The sequence below is a fragment of the Serratia sp. (in: enterobacteria) genome (genome assembly GCF_051654945.1).
Classification (GTDB): Bacteria; Pseudomonadota; Gammaproteobacteria; order Enterobacterales; family Enterobacteriaceae; genus Chania.
The window spans coordinates 1-17,000 of sequence record NZ_JBOFZA010000021.1 but is presented as its reverse complement, the minus strand read 5'-3'; the positions used below and the strand labels follow the sequence as shown (position 1 = coordinate 17,000).

Below are 17,000 nucleotides of genomic sequence, written 5' to 3'. Positions count from 1 at the left end.
ACCTTCTGATAAATCAGGCATAAATCCGACGCAATGCATGGATGCCCGGTGACCTCGATACAATCACGGTGACCTTTTTGAACCGGTCTGAAAGGACATTACGCCGTTGCCTGACCACCGGCGCGAGACCAACACGCGGTGTGACGGCATTATGATGGCCCACGGGGCACATTGGGTGACAAAAAGAGGGGGCGTTCCCGGTAAAACGGCAGCGCGGGGTGATGAGGGTATCGCGGATCCCATGTGTGCCGGGATTGCTTTAGTCAAGGATCTGGAACATTGACTTGCCGCCTCAAACGGCATTTTCAGTCAATTCTCGGACGTCAGCCCCCAAAAACGACAGGGATTGCGTGACGACGACATGCCCTGGGCAGAACAGAGTGACATCTATATTGCTCATGAGAAGGCAATTTTATCTGGAGAGACATATAAAGTGATTGAACCGTTGATCGGTCATTCAAAATCGCTTATCCATACCTCTAAGAAGATCATTTATGATATTAATGGTCGTCCAGCCGGAACGTTTGCCATGGCGTTACTTTTGGATGTTGCCGTTGCGTTCAACACTCTTGTTTCCGCCTCCCGCATCAAACGCATCATAAATTATAGATATTATAAACTGGCCCCATAGAGATGAAATGACGGTATTTTTTTCTTCAAGGCTTTAGCCGAGGAACCATTTCAACATTATTGAATGTCAGTCCATCTACCTGTGATGGCGATATCAGAAACATAAAAATCACTTTGGGTGCCTCATCCATTATTGAATTGAAAGAGAAATGTCTCTCTCGGGTACCATGCCCCCCCTTTTCAATTACAGGTGTAATTGTTAAAAATTATGACCCATGAAGATCTCATGGGTTTTTAAATTTTGGTCTTTGACACCCCCGCCTGTTAACTCTACCTTCGGTATGTAACACAAATTAAAGCTAACCAACTGAAAAAGGACGTAACTTCGTCCGGGCTTCTTATTGCCTACATTTGCTCTTTAACAAATGGGATCGGGCTGTCACACAACCACAATACAGGGTGCCGCTGAATGTTCTCGCTGACCCGTTAAAACCGGAACGCAGGATCGGGATGTGATTTGTTTTTTCTTCATCACTTTTCAACAAGGAAAAAAGATGCGTAAACCAACCTATTACGTGTACGTCACGCAGGGATCCCTGCCCGACGAGAACGGCGAGAAAAATACGTACTGGACGAAAGTCGGCGCAGCCTTTGCGCACAACGGCAAACCGGGGCTGAACATCATGATCACGCCCGGTATTTCCGTTTCCGGCAAGCTGGTACTCCTCGAACCCAAAGATGACGCTGCGCCGCAGGCTGCCCCCGTCGGCTGAGACGCTTTACGCCTGGCTTAAGTTCGCTGTCGGGCTGCGCGCTCTGTTCATCATCTGGCTGATCGCCCTTTTTCCGTTCTGAGGCTGCCATGCTTTCCACCACCGCTTTTCTGGCAGCGGCCATGCAGTGCGCTGCCACCGTTCACCCGTCCACATCGCTTGATGTGGCAAGAGTGGAATCCGGTTATAACCCCTATGCCATCGCTGAAATCGTGCCGAAGCACGAACGAAAACCCGGCGATAACGGCGTTATCTCCCATAGGCCTAAAACCAGAGAGGATGCACTCCGCCTCTCCCACCAGATTGAAGCAAAAGGTCGCCGCTATTCGGCCGGGCTAATGCAAATCACCAGTACAAACTTTCGTCATTACGGCGTTACCGCCCGTGACCTGTTCAACCCCTGCATCAACCTTTCCGTCTTCGAAAAAATCATCACCGACTGCTACCAGCGTGGCGGCACCCTGAAAAAGGCGCTCAGTTGCTACTACTCCGGCAATTTTGACACAGGGCTGAAACCGGAGGCCGAACTTTCGCAAACGAGTTACGTACAGCGCATTGGCTATTCCCCAACAACTGCACGTTATGTCGTCCCCGGAACCCGTGAAGACAAAGCGTCTTCGATGGCAACCGTAGAGGCAATGCCTGTGGCCTCACTGTCACGCCCGCGTGTGGTATGGCCGAGTTCGGTTGTACGCGGCGTTCCGTCAGGACTTCGCCAGAAACAGGCTACCGCCGTTTATTACCCCGCGCAGGTTGTGCGCGGAAATCTTGATGTAAAGAAAACTGAGGACGAAAAATGAAATTTTTCAGCAAGGTAACGGGATCTGTCAGCCGGGCGTCGGCTTATGTCATGACGGCAACCCTGAGCGTTTTTGTTGCCAGTCCGGCATTCGCTGCCGATGGTTTTCAACGCGCCAACACCATCATGGAGAAAATATCCACGGGCCTGCATGGTCTGGCGGCCATCACGATCACCGTGGCGGTGATCTGGATTGGTTACAAGACACTGTGGAACGGTGAAAGCCTTAAAAGCTGTGGCTATATCATTATCGGCGGCATTCTGATTGGCGGTGGCGCTGAAATCGCCGCTCTGTTAATGGGATAGGCGGCTGACTATGGCAAAGCTGCTCAAGGCAATGAAACGTCCGGCGGCGCTGTGGGGGGTGCCCATGGTGCCCCTGCTGGCTGTCACGGGCGTCACCATCATCGTTGCCATCTGGACTTCCGTTGCATTCCTGCTGCTGCTCCCGGTTGAATTCCTGGTCATGAAGTCCCTTACCCGAAATGAACCGATGCGGTTCAATCTGATTGCCGTCTGGCTGAGGGCGAAGGGAAAGCCGATAGCAAACCGCCTGTTTGGCGCAACGACATTCATGCCCGTTGAACATGAAGACGTTGATATCAAGGAGTTTCTCGACGCAATGAAACTTAACCAGTGTGCCACCCTCAAGAAGTACATCCCGTATTCCTCGCATATTCACGAACACGTTGTTCGTTCGCCTAATAGTGACCTGTACTGCACCTGGGAGCTGATGGGAACACCATTTGACTGTGAAGCCGAAGAAACCCTGGCAATCGGAACAAACCAGCTTCACGGGCTGATCCGTTCGTTTGAAGGAATGCCCGTGACGTTTTATCTCCATAACGACCGTAATCAGTTCTCTGACTCGCTGCACAAGGATTGCGGCAACCCTTATGCCGATGACGTCAGCGGACTTTACTATTCATCCCTTGGAAATTTTCGGCGCAACCGTTTGTTTCTGACAGTCTGTTACCTGCCCTTTGCCGGGCTTGAAAAAGCAGAGCGTAAGCGGATGAAAGACGGACAGAAGCTGCGAGAGCTGGACGGCGCACTGCGGGAAATGCTGGAAATTAAAGGCTCTCTCGACAGTGCGCTATCACGCTATGGTGCCCGTTCACTGGGGACGTTTACCGAAAGGGAGGCCGTGTATTCGTCTCAGTTGGCTTTTTATGAATACCTGTTAACGCATGAATGGCGCAACGTTCGCGTTACCCGGACGCCGGCTTATGACGTGATGGGATCTGCGGCGTTGTTTTTCGCTGCGGACTCCGGGCAGATTAACCATGCGAACGGAACGCATTATTTCAGAGGACTGGAGGTGAAAGAGTTCTCGGAAGAAACCGCGACCGGGATGATGGATTCGTTGCTCTATGCGCCCTGTGACTACGTGATCACGCAGACGTACACCTGCATGTCCCGTATTGAAGCGCAAAAAGCCATTAAGCGCACCCGCCGCCTGTTGATGAGTGCCGATGATGATGCGGTGTCCCAGCGTCTGGATCTGGATGTGGCGCTTGACCTGCTGATGTCGGGAAAAATTGCCTACGGGCGGCATCATTTTTCGCTGATGGTGTACTCCCGGTCGTTGGACGGGTTGGTCGCCGAGACCCACGAGATCAGCAATGCCCTGAACAACATCGGCATCACCCCGGCGCCAGCGGAACTGTCGTTGTCGGCGGCGTATATGGCGCAGCTTCCGGGTAACTACAACCTGCGACCACGCAAGGGGGAGCTGAGCAGTCAAAACTTTGTGGAGCTGGCCGGGCTGCACAACTTTTATCCCGGCAAGCGTGACAAAGCACCCTGGGGGGAGGCGATGGCGTTAATGCCCACCCCGTCGGGGGATGGTTACTATCTTAATCTGCATAACACGCTCGCGGACAAGGACGACTTTAACGAGAAACACCCGGCCAGTACCTGCATTCTCGGTACGAACGGCTCCGGTAAAACCATGCTCATGACTTTCCTCCAGATCATGCAGCAGAAATATGGCCGCGCTGACAGCTTTTCCCCGGAGGCGAAAACCAGGCGGCTGACAACGGTTTACCTGGATAAAGACCGGGGGGCGGAAATCAATATCCGGGCCCTGGGCGGGCGTTATTACCGTGTGTCCAGCGGTGAACCTACCGGCTGGAACCCGTTCTCTCTGCCACCAACGCGGCACAATCTCAACTTCATCAAGCAACTGATGAAAATATTGTGTACCCGTAACGGCTCAATTATCTCTGAGCGTCAGGAAAAGCGACTGAGCCACGCGGTTGATGCCGTGATGAAAGATTCGGTGGAGTACCGTTGCTTTGGTATTACCCGGCTGAGGGAACAACTGGCCGAACCCGCGACGAAAGAAGATCAGGAGAATGGTCTGGATATCAGGCTGTCCAAATGGGCGCAGGGCGGTGATTTCGGCTGGGTGTTCGATAACGAGTATGACACCTTCGATATCAGCAACTGCGATAACTTTGGCATTGACGGTACGGAGTTCCTGGACAATGTCGATGTTCGCGCCCCCATCACGTTTTACCTGCTGTACCGCATCACCAGTTTGCTGGACGGTCGCCGTCTGGTGATTTTCATGGATGAATTCTGGAAATGGCTTCGTGATCCGGTATTCAAAGACTTTGCTTATAACAAGCTGAAAACTATCCGTAAGCTGAACGGGATGCTGGTTGTCGGCACCCAGTCGCCGGATGAAATCATCAAGGATGAAATTGCGCCCGCGGTTGTTGAACAGTGCGGGACGCAAATTCTGGCGGCCAACCCGAACGGCGACCGTGGGCATTATGTGGACGGCATGAAGTTTGAGCCGGAAGTGTTTGAGGTCATGAAAAATCTCGACCCGATGGCGCACCAGTATGTGGTCGTGAAAAACCAGTTCAGACGGGGTGATACGAAACGCTTTGCCGCCCGCGTGACGCTTGACCTTTCCGGTGTTGGCAAATACACCAAAGTCATGAGCGGCAGCGCTGATAACCTCGAAATCTTCGATTCGCTTTACCGGGAAGGGATGCAGCCGCATGACTGGCTGGAGAGCTACCTGGCTAACGCCCTCTGACAACAGGAATAACCAATTGAACATTAAAAACATGCGTTGCAAGACGCTGGCCGTGGTGATGATGGCGGTCGGTGTGTTCGTCGTTCCCCTGCCCTCCACTGCGGGTATTCCGGTCGCCGTGGATGCTGACCCCATGCGCGAGGCTGAATGGCTGAAAGAAGCCCAGCGCTGGATGGACACTGCCAACCATTATCAGAGCCAGATACAGGCATACAAAGACCAGCTCGCCGCATCGACCGGGGTGCGTGACATTACCGATTTTGTTAGCCAGGCAAAAGGGCTGAAAGCTGACCTTGACAAGCTGCGTAAACCCGGACAGGCACTGAACGACCTGCTGCGTTCCGGTGGCTCCTCCGGGCAGTTCGATGCGTTGTACGAGAAGTATAAAATTTTCGATACCTGTAATGCCGAACAGTCGAAAACGTATGCCGACGTCTGCAAGCAGCAGGTCATCAATAAGGCTATCCAGCTTGAGCAAACGGACGAGGTTCAGAGCCAGGTCAGCACGGTGCTGGGTGAGATTGGCGATCTGTCCCGCCGAGCTGAATATTCAAAAGATGTGAAAGAATCACAAGACCTTGCGAACAGTATCCAGCTAAAGTCCGTAATGCTGAACACGCTCACCACCCAGTGGGAAATGAACGTGAAAGCGGCAGAAAAACGCGAGCAAGTGCTTGAGGCGGAGCGGGTTAAACAGTGGAACCAGCAACAATTGAATGCGCCGACAGTTGATTTAAATAGATAAAGGAAACTACGACATGCGTTTATTAAAAATATTTCTCCTGACATTATCAGTTTGCTTAGTTAGTGGATGCAAAGAAGAGGCTAAAACCACCAAATGGTATAAAGATCATCCAGAAGAACTAAAAGCTGTTTATGAAAAATGTCAAAAAACAGGAAGTGCTTCGGAAAATTGTAAAAATGCGAACGAAGCTCACTGGCAAATTCAGCAATTAAATGCTCCGACTGTCGATTTAAATTCATAGTGAGGTAAATATGTCCGGCGGTGTTTTTGTTGGTGTTGAAAAGCACCTGATAGGTGGAATAACGGACGCAACAAAGGGATTAATGACGTCGTACTCTTCTATGATGATGGGGCTGGCTGCTGCGTCAGCTACTCTCTACATCATGTGGCGTGGCTACCAGGCACTGGCCGGAAAGCTATCCACGCCGATGGAAGATACGATGTGGGACATCATGAGGATGGCTATCATTCTTTCCTTTGTGGCAAATATTAATGGCTATCTCGATGGCGTTATCGACGCTATCAATGGGTTAAAAGAGGGCTTTTCTGGCAGTGACAATATATGGCAGCTATTAGATAGTTTATGGAACAATGCAAAAGTATTAGGTAAAACATTACATGACATGGATAACTCCACATATATAAAAGATGAGGGAATAACTGCTCAATTTTATGTCTGGCTTGGGATATTCGTTTTAATGATTATCACCGCGTTTGTTTCCATGATAGCGGAAGTAATGATCTTATTACTGAGTATTACAGCACCTATATTCATCTTTTGCCTGATGTATGGCTTCCTCCGCCCGATGTTTAATAACTGGCTACAAAACATATTTGCAGCCATATTAACAATTCTCCTTTCTTCTTTATCATTAAGGATTGTAGTTAATTACTTAAACTCAAGGCTTGCATTAGCAACTCAAGATGCAGCCCAGGCGAATATCGTAGAACTAGGAGCGCAAGTCTGTTTGGCTGGTATCTGTGCGGCAATATTGATTTATCTCTCCGCAAAACTGGCGGGCGCTCTGGCGGGTGCCAGCGCAACGGCATCCATGCAGGGACTGGCGGCGGTGGGACTCGGTACGGCAGGCCTTGGTGCCAACAAACTGCTTAATCCAAGGTCTCCGAACGTCGGCTCCCCACAGGGAGGCAGTGGGGCACTGCCGCCCAACCTACGCCCTGGTGAGCAGCCCCCCTATAACGCACGAGAGGCACGTAAAAACGCCATCCGACAGATGGAACAGCGCAATGCAATGCGAAGAAACTCACCTCCGACGGTCGTTAACCCTCGCGACAAGCCGCCAACACCCTGAATTATCGGTATCAGATTAAAATATCATCCTATTTTTATACCCCCTCATTGATTTTAAAGGAAAGACCTGATGAAACGCGTGATTGCGTTGGCTTTACTGTGCGCGCTTTCCGGCTGCGCACAGCCCCACTTTCCGCCGGCAGTCGGCGGCAAAGCAAAACCCGTCAACACCCCTCAGATTATGGCGGAGCTGAGCAGCCATGAGTGAAAAGAAACTGATCGCAGAGTCCAGAAACTTTGAGCAACACATGATTGACCGCGATAAACGCGCCACGCGGGCGGGTTTTGCGGTCGGCAGTGTGGGGCTGTTGATTGCTGTTCTGGCGGTGGGCGCCGTGGTGGTGATGTTGCCGCTTAAGCAGACGGACGTCGAGCTGTATACCGTGGATAACCACATAGGCCGGGTAGAACATGTTACCCGGTCATCACAAAGCAGCCTGACCGCCGAAGCGGCTTATCAGAAAGCCATGACGGCAAATTACGTCAAACTGCGTGAGCGGTATGTTTATGCTTCCTTGCAGGACGACTACCTGACGGTGCAAATCTACAACAGCCCCCAGGTAAACAACGATTATCTGGCTCTGTACGCGGGGAAAAACGCCCCTGACCACGTTTATAACAATGGCGCGAATACGGTGAAGGTCGACATTATTTCCAACGTGATCACTGAGGGAACAGACCCCGATAAAGTCGCCACCGTCCGGTATAAAAAAAACATCCGTCGCCTCGCGGATAACAGCATCCGTACTGAATACTGGGACGCCCGCTTTACGTTTCATTCCACCCCTGACAAGGAGATGAAAGAGGAAGAACGGGAGGCCAATCCTTTCGGTTTTACCGTGACGAGCTGGCAGGCAGATCGTGAAATCCGGGGGGGCGAATGATGAAAAAAATCACGCTAACCGCGCTGGCACTGATGGTGTGCGGGGCCGCCTGGGGAGCCGCAACCCCGCAAGCCAGCCGCTATGACAACCGGGTGCAACAGGTCATTTACAACCCGCAAAACGTGACGGTGGTAAACACCAAAGCCGGATTTATGACGACGCTGGTTTTTGATGATGATGAAGCCGTTATCAGCGCAAAGCCCGGATTCGAAGAAGCCTGGGAAGCCAAACCGGACGCCAACCGGGTTTACATCCGTCCTGTGGCGCTCACACAGGGCGCACCTGGAGAGGATGGCAATACCACGCAGATAGTGATCCCCCCCGGCGGGCGGGACTGGCATACCAACCTGTTTGTCGTCACCAGTCAGCGCGTCTACAACGTGGAGCTGAATGTGATTGACGACAAATCCGCGCAGCAACCCGCTTTCCAGGTGTCCTACCGCTATCCCAACGAAGCACAGGACAAGGCCAGCCGGGAAGCATCGGCCAGACAGCGGGAGTGGGCGCAAAAGCAGGAACAGGCAAAAATTCAAAAGACCCTTGTCACCGCGCAAGTGCCGCGCAACTGGGACTACTGGATGCAGGGGAATGCCAACAATATTGCCCCTGATTTCGCCTATGACGATGGGCGTTTTACGTTCCTGGGTTTTTCGCCCCAAAAAAACATGCCATCCGTGTTCCGCTATCTCGACGGAAAAGAGCAGGTGGTTAACAGCAGCGTTCAGAAGAAAGGCAACTTTACCGTGCTGGTCATTCAGGAAATTGCTCCCCATCTTGTTCTGCGATCAGGAAATGCGGTGATAGGGCTGGAAAATCGCGGCTTTGGCAACGTCCAGACCACCGAGGGTTCCACCGTTTCCCCGCAGGTCGAGAGAGTCGAAAAGTAACGGCTTATTTTTCTATAAAGATATAAACCTATTCTTATATCCAATCGGAAATCCCGCATATGAGTAAAGACAATAAAAATCCTCTGCCGGAGGATGAACCGCATACGCTTTCCCCGGCGCAGCCGGAGGAAAGCATTGCTGCCCTGGAACGGGAAGCCCGCGCAAAACGCGAGGCCAGGTTGCACGAGGAACAGGAGGATAAAGAAGTTAACCCCGTGCAACCCGCCGTCAATAAACTGAAAAAGCGCAAGCGCGGCAAAGCGACGGTGTTTCTGGCAATGGTGGCCGTCGCACTGATTTTTGCAGCATGGGGCGGTAACTGGGTTTACCGCAATCTTATCTGGCAACCCACCGCAGAGAAAAAAACGGAGGCGACCGGGCAGACCAACAAGACCGATTATCGCCAGCGTACCAATCTCGGCCAGAACAATGATACCGGGGAAGAACCCGCGCAGACGGGGAGCAACCTGGCCAGCGGGACGACTGCCGGGCAGGTTGCCCCGTCAGTCCCAACGGGACTCGACAAAGCCCAGTTTTTGGTGCGCCGCAACGGCGCCGGTTCCTCAGAGAGCCAGGTGAAAACCCGGCGGGAAGAAATGACCGTGACAGTCTCACAAAACACCGGGCAAGCGGACGATAGCGGCCCGTCTGCGCCGTCGAGAAACGCGACGACCGTGCCGCAAAAACGCGCGGAACCCGTCAGACGAATTCCGTATAACCCGGATTTATATATCCCGGAAAATACGGCGATCCCCTGCTCGCTGGATTACCGGTTCGTGTCTGACCGGGCGGGGAAAATCCGCTGCACCATCACCAACGATATCTGGAGCGCCAGCGGCAACACGAAGCTCATTGAAAAGGGCACGGGTGCCACAGGCTTGTACCAGACAGGCGCAGAAGACGGGATGAAGCACGGACAGGGACGCGCCTTTATCATCATCACGAAACTGCGTACCCGCCAGGCCCCCTTCCTCGATATTCCGCTGATTGATACCAGCGCCGCCGGGGCACTGGGCGAGGCGGGCGTTGACGGCTGGATAGATACGCATTTCTGGCAACGGTTTGGCGGCGCGTTAATGGTCGGCATGATCCCCGATGTTGCCGCATGGGCCTCCAACAGCGCCGGGAAGAAAGACCGTAATACGGACTACACCGAAAACAGCCGCCAGGCGATGGCGGAAATGGCAAAAACCACGCTGGAAAACAGCATCAACATTCCTCCCACGCTGTACAAGAACCAAGGCGAGATCATCAACCTGATCACCGGGCAGGATATTGATTTTTCCAACATCTATACGCTGAGGATGACGCATGACCGCTAAGAATATTTCCCTCGACCGCTACAAACAGCGCTTCTTTGGTGATTTTCTGGAACGCCCCGGCCTGACGGAAATTGCTGTCAACCGTCCGGGCGAGCTGTACACCAAAATTGACGGCGTCTGGGAGAAACACGCCGTCCCTTTGTCCTATGAGGACTGTTACGACTTCGCCCGCTGTCTGGCAAAACACCACGGTGACAACATAGAGGACATCAAGCCGGGACTGTCGGCCACGCTGGGATCCGGCGAACGTTGCCAGGTGATTGTCCCCCCGGCTTGTGAGCGCGATACGGTGTCTATCACTATCCGTAAACCCTCAACGGTACAAATCCCGCACCAGTCCTACATTGATGCCGGGTTTTATAATCGCGTGACGGGCACAGAGCAGACGAACACCCACGATCAAGAATTAATTGCATTGTACACGACAAAAAATATTCCTCTGTTTATGGAGAAATGCGTCGAGTACGGCAAAACAATCGCTGTAGCCGGGGAAACCAGTACCGGGAAGACGACCTATATGAAGATGTTGATAGGCTATATTCCTGTACATCTTCGGATATCGACGATTGAGGACAACCCGGAGATCACCTTCTTTATCCATCAAAACTACGTGCATCTGTTCTACCCGTCTGAATCATCCGATGAAAAAGGCTCCATTGTCACCCCGGCCAGCCTGTTGCGCTGGAATTACCGCATGAACCCTGACCGCATCCTGCTGACGGAAGTCCGGGGGCCGGAAGCCTGGGATTTTCTCAAAATCACCGGTTCCGGCCATGAAGGGAGCATGACCTCCATTCACGCCGGGTCTGCAAAAGAAGCCATCGACGGGTTTATTACCCGCTGCTATGAGAATCCCCAGTGTGCGCAGCTCCCTTACACCTTTATGTTGCGTAAGGTGCTGGACAGCCTGGACGTGATTGTGAGTATCGATCTCGATGGCAACGTGCGCCGGATGAACGACATTTACTTCCGCCCGCTGCACCGCAACGCCTATTTTGAGGAGATGAAAGCGTGAGAAATTTGTCAGCTATCGCGCCAGTTGTGCTTGTGCTCCTGCTGGCCGGGTGTTCATCCCCTCCCCCCCCGCCTCCTGTCGAATGGGAAAAACCCGCTGCACCGATGAACAGTACGTTACCGCAGTGGAGCGACAATAACGTCACTGTCACCGCCCCGGCGGTGACAGGACGATGGTCAACGGTCCTCTACGCCTTCAATGACAGTGACACGGCATACAGCCCGGCGGTGTATTACGCCGTCGCACACTCACCGCGTATTGTTGTGGCAACATCAGGCGGAGCGTCATTCTTTACGGCTAAACACTGGCTGCGAAAACATGGCGCAAAAGGGGTTATTCAGTATCAGCCAACAATCCGCTGCCTGACCTGTCATGAAACAGACGTGTATTTAGCGCGTTAGGGAGAGCCGGTGTTACCACAACGACAACATATTGGACTCAGGCAGATGCTGGTTTACCCGTACAAGAAAAATAGCGCCACGGATGAGACAGACGGCCTGCAAATTACCATGACGCCTGAAAAAATGGCTGACATTAATCAGCTCATGACCGACGCCGGGAAAGCAAGAAAACCTAAATTCATGTTACCGGGAGGGAATGTCATGCTGGTTATTCTTGATGCAGATAAATTTCAACACATCGTTTCACATCATATGCTGACACTGGATATCGACGTATTCGCCGGTTGGTTCCAAGAACTCCAGAAAAAAGGGGTGAAGAAAGTGATAGTAAGAACATTAGATGGCCGAAACCATCCCGGCGAATGAGTTTCCACCATAAACAAAAAGGACGTCATCATGAAAAAAAATACACTCGCGGTGGGGTTGCTGTACCTGGTCGCGGGGTTTTCCACACCGTCTTTTGCTGCTGATCCGTGTGAAGTCGTGTTGTGCATGTACGGAAAAGTCACCGGTAATAGCGGCGGCAGTGAATGCCGCAACGCAGAAAACGCTTTTTTTGAACTCAATGCGTTTAAAAAACATCATCGCTTTGATCCGGGAAAAACATTCGATATGCGCAAAGCCCTTCTCGGTCAATGCAGCAGTGCCGATCCTGCCGCGGTAAGTAAAATATTGTCGACATTTGGAAAAGCAAGGGGATAACACTATGTATGGCATAGGATGTACTGGTTCACTGGAGAGCATGTCTATTTTTAACGACCCTATAAGTTTCACAATCACGTCCATCTTGATTGTTATTTTGTTTTTCTTGTTGCTACTGATCATTATCAGAATAAAAACGAAAAGGTTACATGCCCTGGAAACAATAATACTCAAAAACGAACTGGGGGTGTTAATGCGCATTAGTGAAAACAGGGCGCTTCTTGCGTTATTGGAAAAAGAAACCCCGGAACTTATCAGGAAATTTCCATGGGTAGTGGTATGGATAAGATCGCAGGATGCGTATCTTTGTTCTCTGGCCTCATGTTGTCACGAGGGCACTCTAAACAAGATCCCCCCCTATCCAGAAACAAACAAAGTATAAATACGGCACTCTATTTACCTGAGTTGCATTTCCATGAAGAACGACAACGCATTTCACCATTAACGTCTCAGGGACGCCCCCCGGCACCTCAGCGCGATAAACGCGATAGGTTGACGGTGGTGACGGTGGTTTTGATACCCTGCGGCCTTGCGGCGGGGTTCTTCATTAACGGGTGGGGAACAGATAATGACTAAACATATCAAGTCAAAAACCAAAGACAGAATATTGGCGGCGGTCATATACGACATGATAGCTAAAGAGGCGCATCGAGGTTGTGGCCTTCACCATGAAATCTATGAAAGTAGATTGATTGGCAGTTTGCTTGAGTATATCGCTCATCTGAACGAAAAAGATGCCACTATGTTAATAGAATATGCCGAACGAAAAGGGACAATCATTGACGATGACTCTTATCGTGAAGCATTGGAAGCGGAAAGACAGTGCCGGGAAGAGATATGCCGCGATCAGATGTGAAACTCACCGAAAGATTATGTATTGTACAATACACTAAAACTTACAGGCGACGGGCTTTTAAGGCTTCTTGATTTTTGGCTTCAATTTCGGAGAAATTGTTAAGACGAAAAATTAAGAAGTGAGTCGCGGCCGGAAGGTTCAATTTCAAAGAAATTGTTAAGCTTCCGTATCCCGCGCCTCACTGCAAACATTTTCCCAGGGGGAAAATTGCAGCAGCCGGGGGGAGCCACAAGGGAAAACGTGTCCACACGTTTTAGCGCGACCTAGCGCGACCGCAGTGGGGGGCTTGCCCCGCCACACCGTCGGGACTAAGTCGGCTTTATCGACGTGGCGCGACCACCCTCTTTGACTGAGTTTTCCCATTATTTCGTGTCGAGTTTACGAGGCAAAGAAAGAATAGGGTAAAAACGAAGGTCTCAAAGGGGGTGGTCGCGCGTAGCGCGCGACGGTGTGGCCGTAGTTGACCTTGGGGGGCTTTGACGGAGCGTCCAGCGCAGTCATTGTCCCCTTACGTTCGAAGTAAGGGCATTCAAGCCCGCACGAAGAGCGTATTCTTTTTGTAGTGAAATCAGGTGATTAATTATCACCGGGTTTCACTATGCCGTTGACGTTGACCTGGTGGTTGCCCGGTAAAAGAAGGGGATTAATTATCCCCGCTTTTATGCCATTTATCCTCTTTATGGGCGTTAGCTATGGGCGTGTCTTATGGGCGGGGGGTTCCACGCTCATAAGACACGCCCATGAGTAACGTCTATCACTCTAAATTTAATGCAGGAGAAAATAACTTATGAGTCCTCACCTGATGCAAAGGTTGAATGGCTTTGCTGACGCCTTTTTATTTTTTCTTTTATGGTTGCAAAACAGCCCGGTGATATTGTCGTTACTCGCCGGGCTGACACTGCCGTTTATCTTTCACCTTCCGCGAGAGGAAAGAGAAAATGCGCCGTTCTGGTTAAAAAGCGTTGCGTGCATATCTATCTTCTTTTTTATTTTCGGCACGCTATCGCCGTTAACCATACAGGGGTTGAGTTACTTTTTTGATTCGCTCAACAATCATTCTTTAGTAAGTATTCCTTTGTGGATTTTAACGCTGCTGTTTACTGCCGCAGGGTTGGCATTCCATTTAATAGCGCGACGACTCCTTGCCGGTGAAATTGATAATTTAAAACACAAACTTATCAAAAAAAGTAAACTGGAAAGAAACACCCGAACCGATGTAAGGGACGTAAAGGAAATGCTGCCTGATAGCGTGTCATATGATCCGCTTGAATACATCGACCTGAAAAAAGGCATTTTTATAGGACTCGATAAAGACGACCAGCCTCAATATATCACCATAAAAGAATTCCAGTCACAACATGCGGCCATCATCGGAACCACGGGTTCGGGTAAAGGGGTGAGTGCAACCGTTTTACTGTACCAGGCTATCATGCTGGACGAGTCTGTTTTTGTCGAAGACCCCAAAAATGACGAATGGGCACCACATGTATTAAGAGAAGCCTGCCGGATGGCGGGGAAGAAATTTGTGCTTATAGACCTGAACAATCTTAATTTTCAGATGGATTTACTGGCGGGAATATCACGCGAGCAACTGGAAGAATTATTTAATGCCGGATTCAGTCTTACAAAAAAAGGGGAAGGCTCAGACTTTTATCGCATCGCTGATCGCCGGGCTGCAAGAAATACAGCAGCGACACACCAACCCGGAATGACATTACGGGATTTATTTAATTCTGATTTTGTAAAGTCATTGAAGGAAGATGTCCCCGCATTTTTTGGGGAACTGGAAGAAATCGCGCTGGTTAACTCCATTAATGCCAATAAAGGGTTTTCTCTGAAACAGATATTTGATGAAGGGGGTTGCTGTTATATTGTTGGCTCTACGCGCAATCAAAAAATCATATCCGCGCAACGAATGATTTTAACCCGTTTAATTCAGATAGCTGAGACACGCGACAGAATAAACAGCAAGCCCCGGACGGTCGCTATATTCCTTGACGAATTGAAATACCACCTTTCCCGCCCGGCACTGGAAGGACTCGGAACAGCAAGGGATAAAGGCGTACATATCTTTATGGCATTTCAGGCTATCGATGATTTACGCGATTGCCCGTCTGATTTAAATGCGGAGTCCGTGATTGGCGCTGTCGTTGAGAACGCCAAATTCAAACTAGTATATCAACTACAGAACCCAGAAACTGCCGAATGGGTGGCAAGAATGACGGGTTCTATTCTGGTAGATGATGAAATGAGGAAAGTGAAAACGGATATATCACTAACAGAGAAAATGGAAACAGACAGGATGATTCGCCAGGCTGAAAGGTATTATATAGACTGTAATATGCTGTTAAATCTTCCGCCTTTTGTCGGTTTTGTTTTCACACCAACAGACCTGGCCAAAGCCACAAAACTTTCCCACATTGTCGTTAAAAAGTCGCTTATAGATACGCTTTCATTTGGATGCAATGGCCGCGACACATCGGAACCCACGGATAACATAGCCGAAGGAAACAAACCAACTGTTAATTTATGAGGTCACACATGCTTATTCACGATGTAGCAAAGAGGAAGGAAGCGGCGGCAAACAGGATGCTATTACTGCTGAACTTTCTGAAAGAAGAAACTTACTCTGATTTTCGAACGTTAAAAAGGGTCGTCGGTTATAAAGGGAAACATGTTCATGCTACGTATAACCTGCTCAATAAAGCTATTTTTATGGGGTTCATAATAAAGCATGAATACCCGGTATTGACCGGGAAAAAATCGCTGTGGGGAATTACCATGCAGGGGCTGTCAATGGTGGTCATGCCTGACGATGAGGTTTTCCCTGGCTACTTTGAACCCGGTAAACTCAAATACTGGTCACTGGAGCACCGCCTGTTAAATCAGCGGGTACGGCTCACCCTTGAGGAAAAAGGAGCCAGTCATTGGATAAACGGCGACCGGGGCGAATTTATGGCGCATTATCCGGGAACAAAGCACAGGCCGGATGGGATTATCACTATGGACAACGGCGCAATCATCGCAGTTGAAACCGAACGCTCCATGAAGACCCGCGCCCGCTATATCAACATCATCAACAGCCACCTTGATGCCAGCGATGCCAGACGTTGGCACTATGCCATGTACGTTATGCCGGACGAAAAAAGCAAACAGTCCCTGATGAAACTGTTTGACGGCATTAAAACGGTGATCAGGAATAATATTCCCGTCCCATTCGATACAAAGCAACGGGAAATGTTTCTTTTCCGCACGGTTGATGAGCTGGAACAAGGGCAGCATTAAGAGGGAAGGCCACCAGAACAGTCTTTTTATTGTGAATTATATAATTATATGTCCATATAAAAATAGGATTGTTTATACCCCGTTTTCTATTTGCTTCCCGATTGTATTTGCCCTGATGGTTCCGGGGCTTTGCCTGGCTGATTTTTCAGGGTGTGTCGTTCGCGTTAACGGTGATACCATCCAGATACACCCTGAGGCCGGGCCGCCGACAGCAGGCGATCCAGTACCACCACACCGATGGCCACCTCCCTCTGCTGCGTCGCAAAGCCTCGGGCACGTGGCCGGGAACCGATAAGCACTCTGTAACACCTCATCCGTGCATCAACGCCGAATTCTGATATTAATCATTTTTCTCCGCAATAAAAATGTCCTGTACAGACAATAACGCACAGGA

18 protein-coding genes and 1 pseudogene are annotated in these 17,000 nt (G+C 50.5%); all 19 read left to right on the top strand.

Annotated features, from left to right (window positions below; translation table 11 throughout):
* The first annotated feature begins 346 nt into the window (after nucleotides 1-346).
* Nucleotides 347-631 carry a hypothetical protein gene (locus ACRDCA_RS00430; protein WP_438687804.1) on the top strand — a complete coding sequence of 95 codons (285 nt, stop codon included), beginning with the start codon at nucleotides 347-349 and terminating at the stop codon, nucleotides 629-631.
* 493 nt (nucleotides 632-1,124) lie between these two features.
* On the top strand, nucleotides 1,125-1,343 hold the full coding sequence (locus tag ACRDCA_RS00425; RefSeq protein WP_438687803.1) for a hypothetical protein: 219 nt from the start codon (nucleotides 1,125-1,127) through the stop codon (nucleotides 1,341-1,343).
* Between the two features lie 89 nt (nucleotides 1,344-1,432).
* Nucleotides 1,433-2,143 (top strand): lytic transglycosylase domain-containing protein, encoded by a 711-nt coding sequence (locus ACRDCA_RS00420; RefSeq protein ID WP_438687802.1) that lies wholly within the window; start codon nucleotides 1,433-1,435, stop codon nucleotides 2,141-2,143.
* Nucleotides 2,140-2,448, top strand: a complete 309-nt coding sequence (locus tag ACRDCA_RS00415; RefSeq protein WP_438687801.1) for a TrbC/VirB2 family protein — start codon at nucleotides 2,140-2,142, stop codon at nucleotides 2,446-2,448. The genes ACRDCA_RS00420 and ACRDCA_RS00415 overlap by 4 nt, the downstream gene beginning before the upstream one ends.
* Nucleotides 2,449-2,458: 10 nt before the next feature.
* The gene (locus tag ACRDCA_RS00410) at nucleotides 2,459-5,197 is read left to right on the top strand and encodes a VirB3 family type IV secretion system protein (protein WP_438687800.1); all 2,739 of its coding nucleotides are present in this window, start codon (nucleotides 2,459-2,461) and stop codon (nucleotides 5,195-5,197) included.
* Nucleotides 5,198-5,233: 36 nt separating this feature from the next.
* Nucleotides 5,234-5,942: pseudogene (locus ACRDCA_RS00405) on the top strand (type IV secretion system protein).
* A gap of 13 nt (nucleotides 5,943-5,955) precedes the next feature.
* Nucleotides 5,956-6,183 carry an EexN family lipoprotein gene (locus ACRDCA_RS00400; RefSeq protein ID WP_438687799.1) on the top strand — a complete coding sequence of 76 codons (228 nt, stop codon included), beginning with the start codon at nucleotides 5,956-5,958 and terminating at the stop codon, nucleotides 6,181-6,183.
* Nucleotides 6,184-6,193: 10 nt separating this feature from the next.
* Complete coding sequence (locus ACRDCA_RS00395) at nucleotides 6,194-7,255, top strand: type IV secretion system protein (RefSeq protein WP_438687798.1); 1,062 nt, start codon at nucleotides 6,194-6,196, stop codon at nucleotides 7,253-7,255.
* Nucleotides 7,256-7,324: 69 nt separating this feature from the next.
* Nucleotides 7,325-7,462, top strand: a complete 138-nt coding sequence (locus ACRDCA_RS00390; protein WP_438687797.1) for a hypothetical protein — start codon at nucleotides 7,325-7,327, stop codon at nucleotides 7,460-7,462.
* Nucleotides 7,455-8,138: a virB8 family protein gene (locus tag ACRDCA_RS00385; RefSeq protein WP_438687796.1), complete on the top strand. Its 684-nt coding sequence runs from the start codon at nucleotides 7,455-7,457 to the stop codon at nucleotides 8,136-8,138. The genes ACRDCA_RS00390 and ACRDCA_RS00385 overlap by 8 nt, the downstream gene beginning before the upstream one ends.
* Nucleotides 8,135-9,025, top strand: coding sequence for a P-type conjugative transfer protein VirB9 (virB9, locus tag ACRDCA_RS00380; RefSeq protein ID WP_438687795.1), 891 nt, complete (start codon nucleotides 8,135-8,137; stop codon nucleotides 9,023-9,025). Before ACRDCA_RS00385 ends, virB9 begins: the two co-directional genes overlap by 4 nt.
* A 59-nt stretch (nucleotides 9,026-9,084) precedes the next feature.
* Complete coding sequence (virB10, locus tag ACRDCA_RS00375) at nucleotides 9,085-10,347, top strand: VirB10/TraB/TrbI family type IV secretion system protein (protein WP_438687794.1); 1,263 nt, start codon at nucleotides 9,085-9,087, stop codon at nucleotides 10,345-10,347.
* Complete coding sequence (virB11, locus tag ACRDCA_RS00370) at nucleotides 10,337-11,362, top strand: P-type DNA transfer ATPase VirB11 (RefSeq protein WP_438687793.1); 1,026 nt, start codon at nucleotides 10,337-10,339, stop codon at nucleotides 11,360-11,362. Before virB10 ends, virB11 begins: the two co-directional genes overlap by 11 nt.
* On the top strand, nucleotides 11,359-11,763 hold the full coding sequence (locus tag ACRDCA_RS00365) for a cag pathogenicity island Cag12 family protein (protein WP_438687792.1): 405 nt from the start codon (nucleotides 11,359-11,361) through the stop codon (nucleotides 11,761-11,763). Before virB11 ends, ACRDCA_RS00365 begins: the two co-directional genes overlap by 4 nt.
* Nucleotides 11,764-11,772: 9 nt before the next feature.
* Nucleotides 11,773-12,129: a hypothetical protein gene (locus ACRDCA_RS00360; RefSeq protein ID WP_438687791.1), complete on the top strand. Its 357-nt coding sequence runs from the start codon at nucleotides 11,773-11,775 to the stop codon at nucleotides 12,127-12,129.
* A gap of 30 nt (nucleotides 12,130-12,159) precedes the next feature.
* The gene (locus ACRDCA_RS00355) at nucleotides 12,160-12,465 is read left to right on the top strand and encodes a conjugal transfer protein (RefSeq protein WP_438687790.1); all 306 of its coding nucleotides are present in this window, start codon (nucleotides 12,160-12,162) and stop codon (nucleotides 12,463-12,465) included.
* Between the two features lie 568 nt (nucleotides 12,466-13,033).
* Nucleotides 13,034-13,321: a dpoa decarboxylase gene (locus ACRDCA_RS00350; RefSeq protein WP_438687789.1), complete on the top strand. Its 288-nt coding sequence runs from the start codon at nucleotides 13,034-13,036 to the stop codon at nucleotides 13,319-13,321.
* 787 nt (nucleotides 13,322-14,108) lie between these two features.
* Nucleotides 14,109-15,854 carry a type IV secretion system DNA-binding domain-containing protein gene (locus tag ACRDCA_RS00345; protein WP_438687788.1) on the top strand — a complete coding sequence of 582 codons (1,746 nt, stop codon included), beginning with the start codon at nucleotides 14,109-14,111 and terminating at the stop codon, nucleotides 15,852-15,854.
* 8 nt (nucleotides 15,855-15,862) lie between these two features.
* Nucleotides 15,863-16,606 (top strand): MobC family replication-relaxation protein, encoded by a 744-nt coding sequence (mobC, locus tag ACRDCA_RS00340; protein WP_438687787.1) that lies wholly within the window; start codon nucleotides 15,863-15,865, stop codon nucleotides 16,604-16,606.
* Nucleotides 16,607-17,000 lie beyond the last annotated feature (394 nt).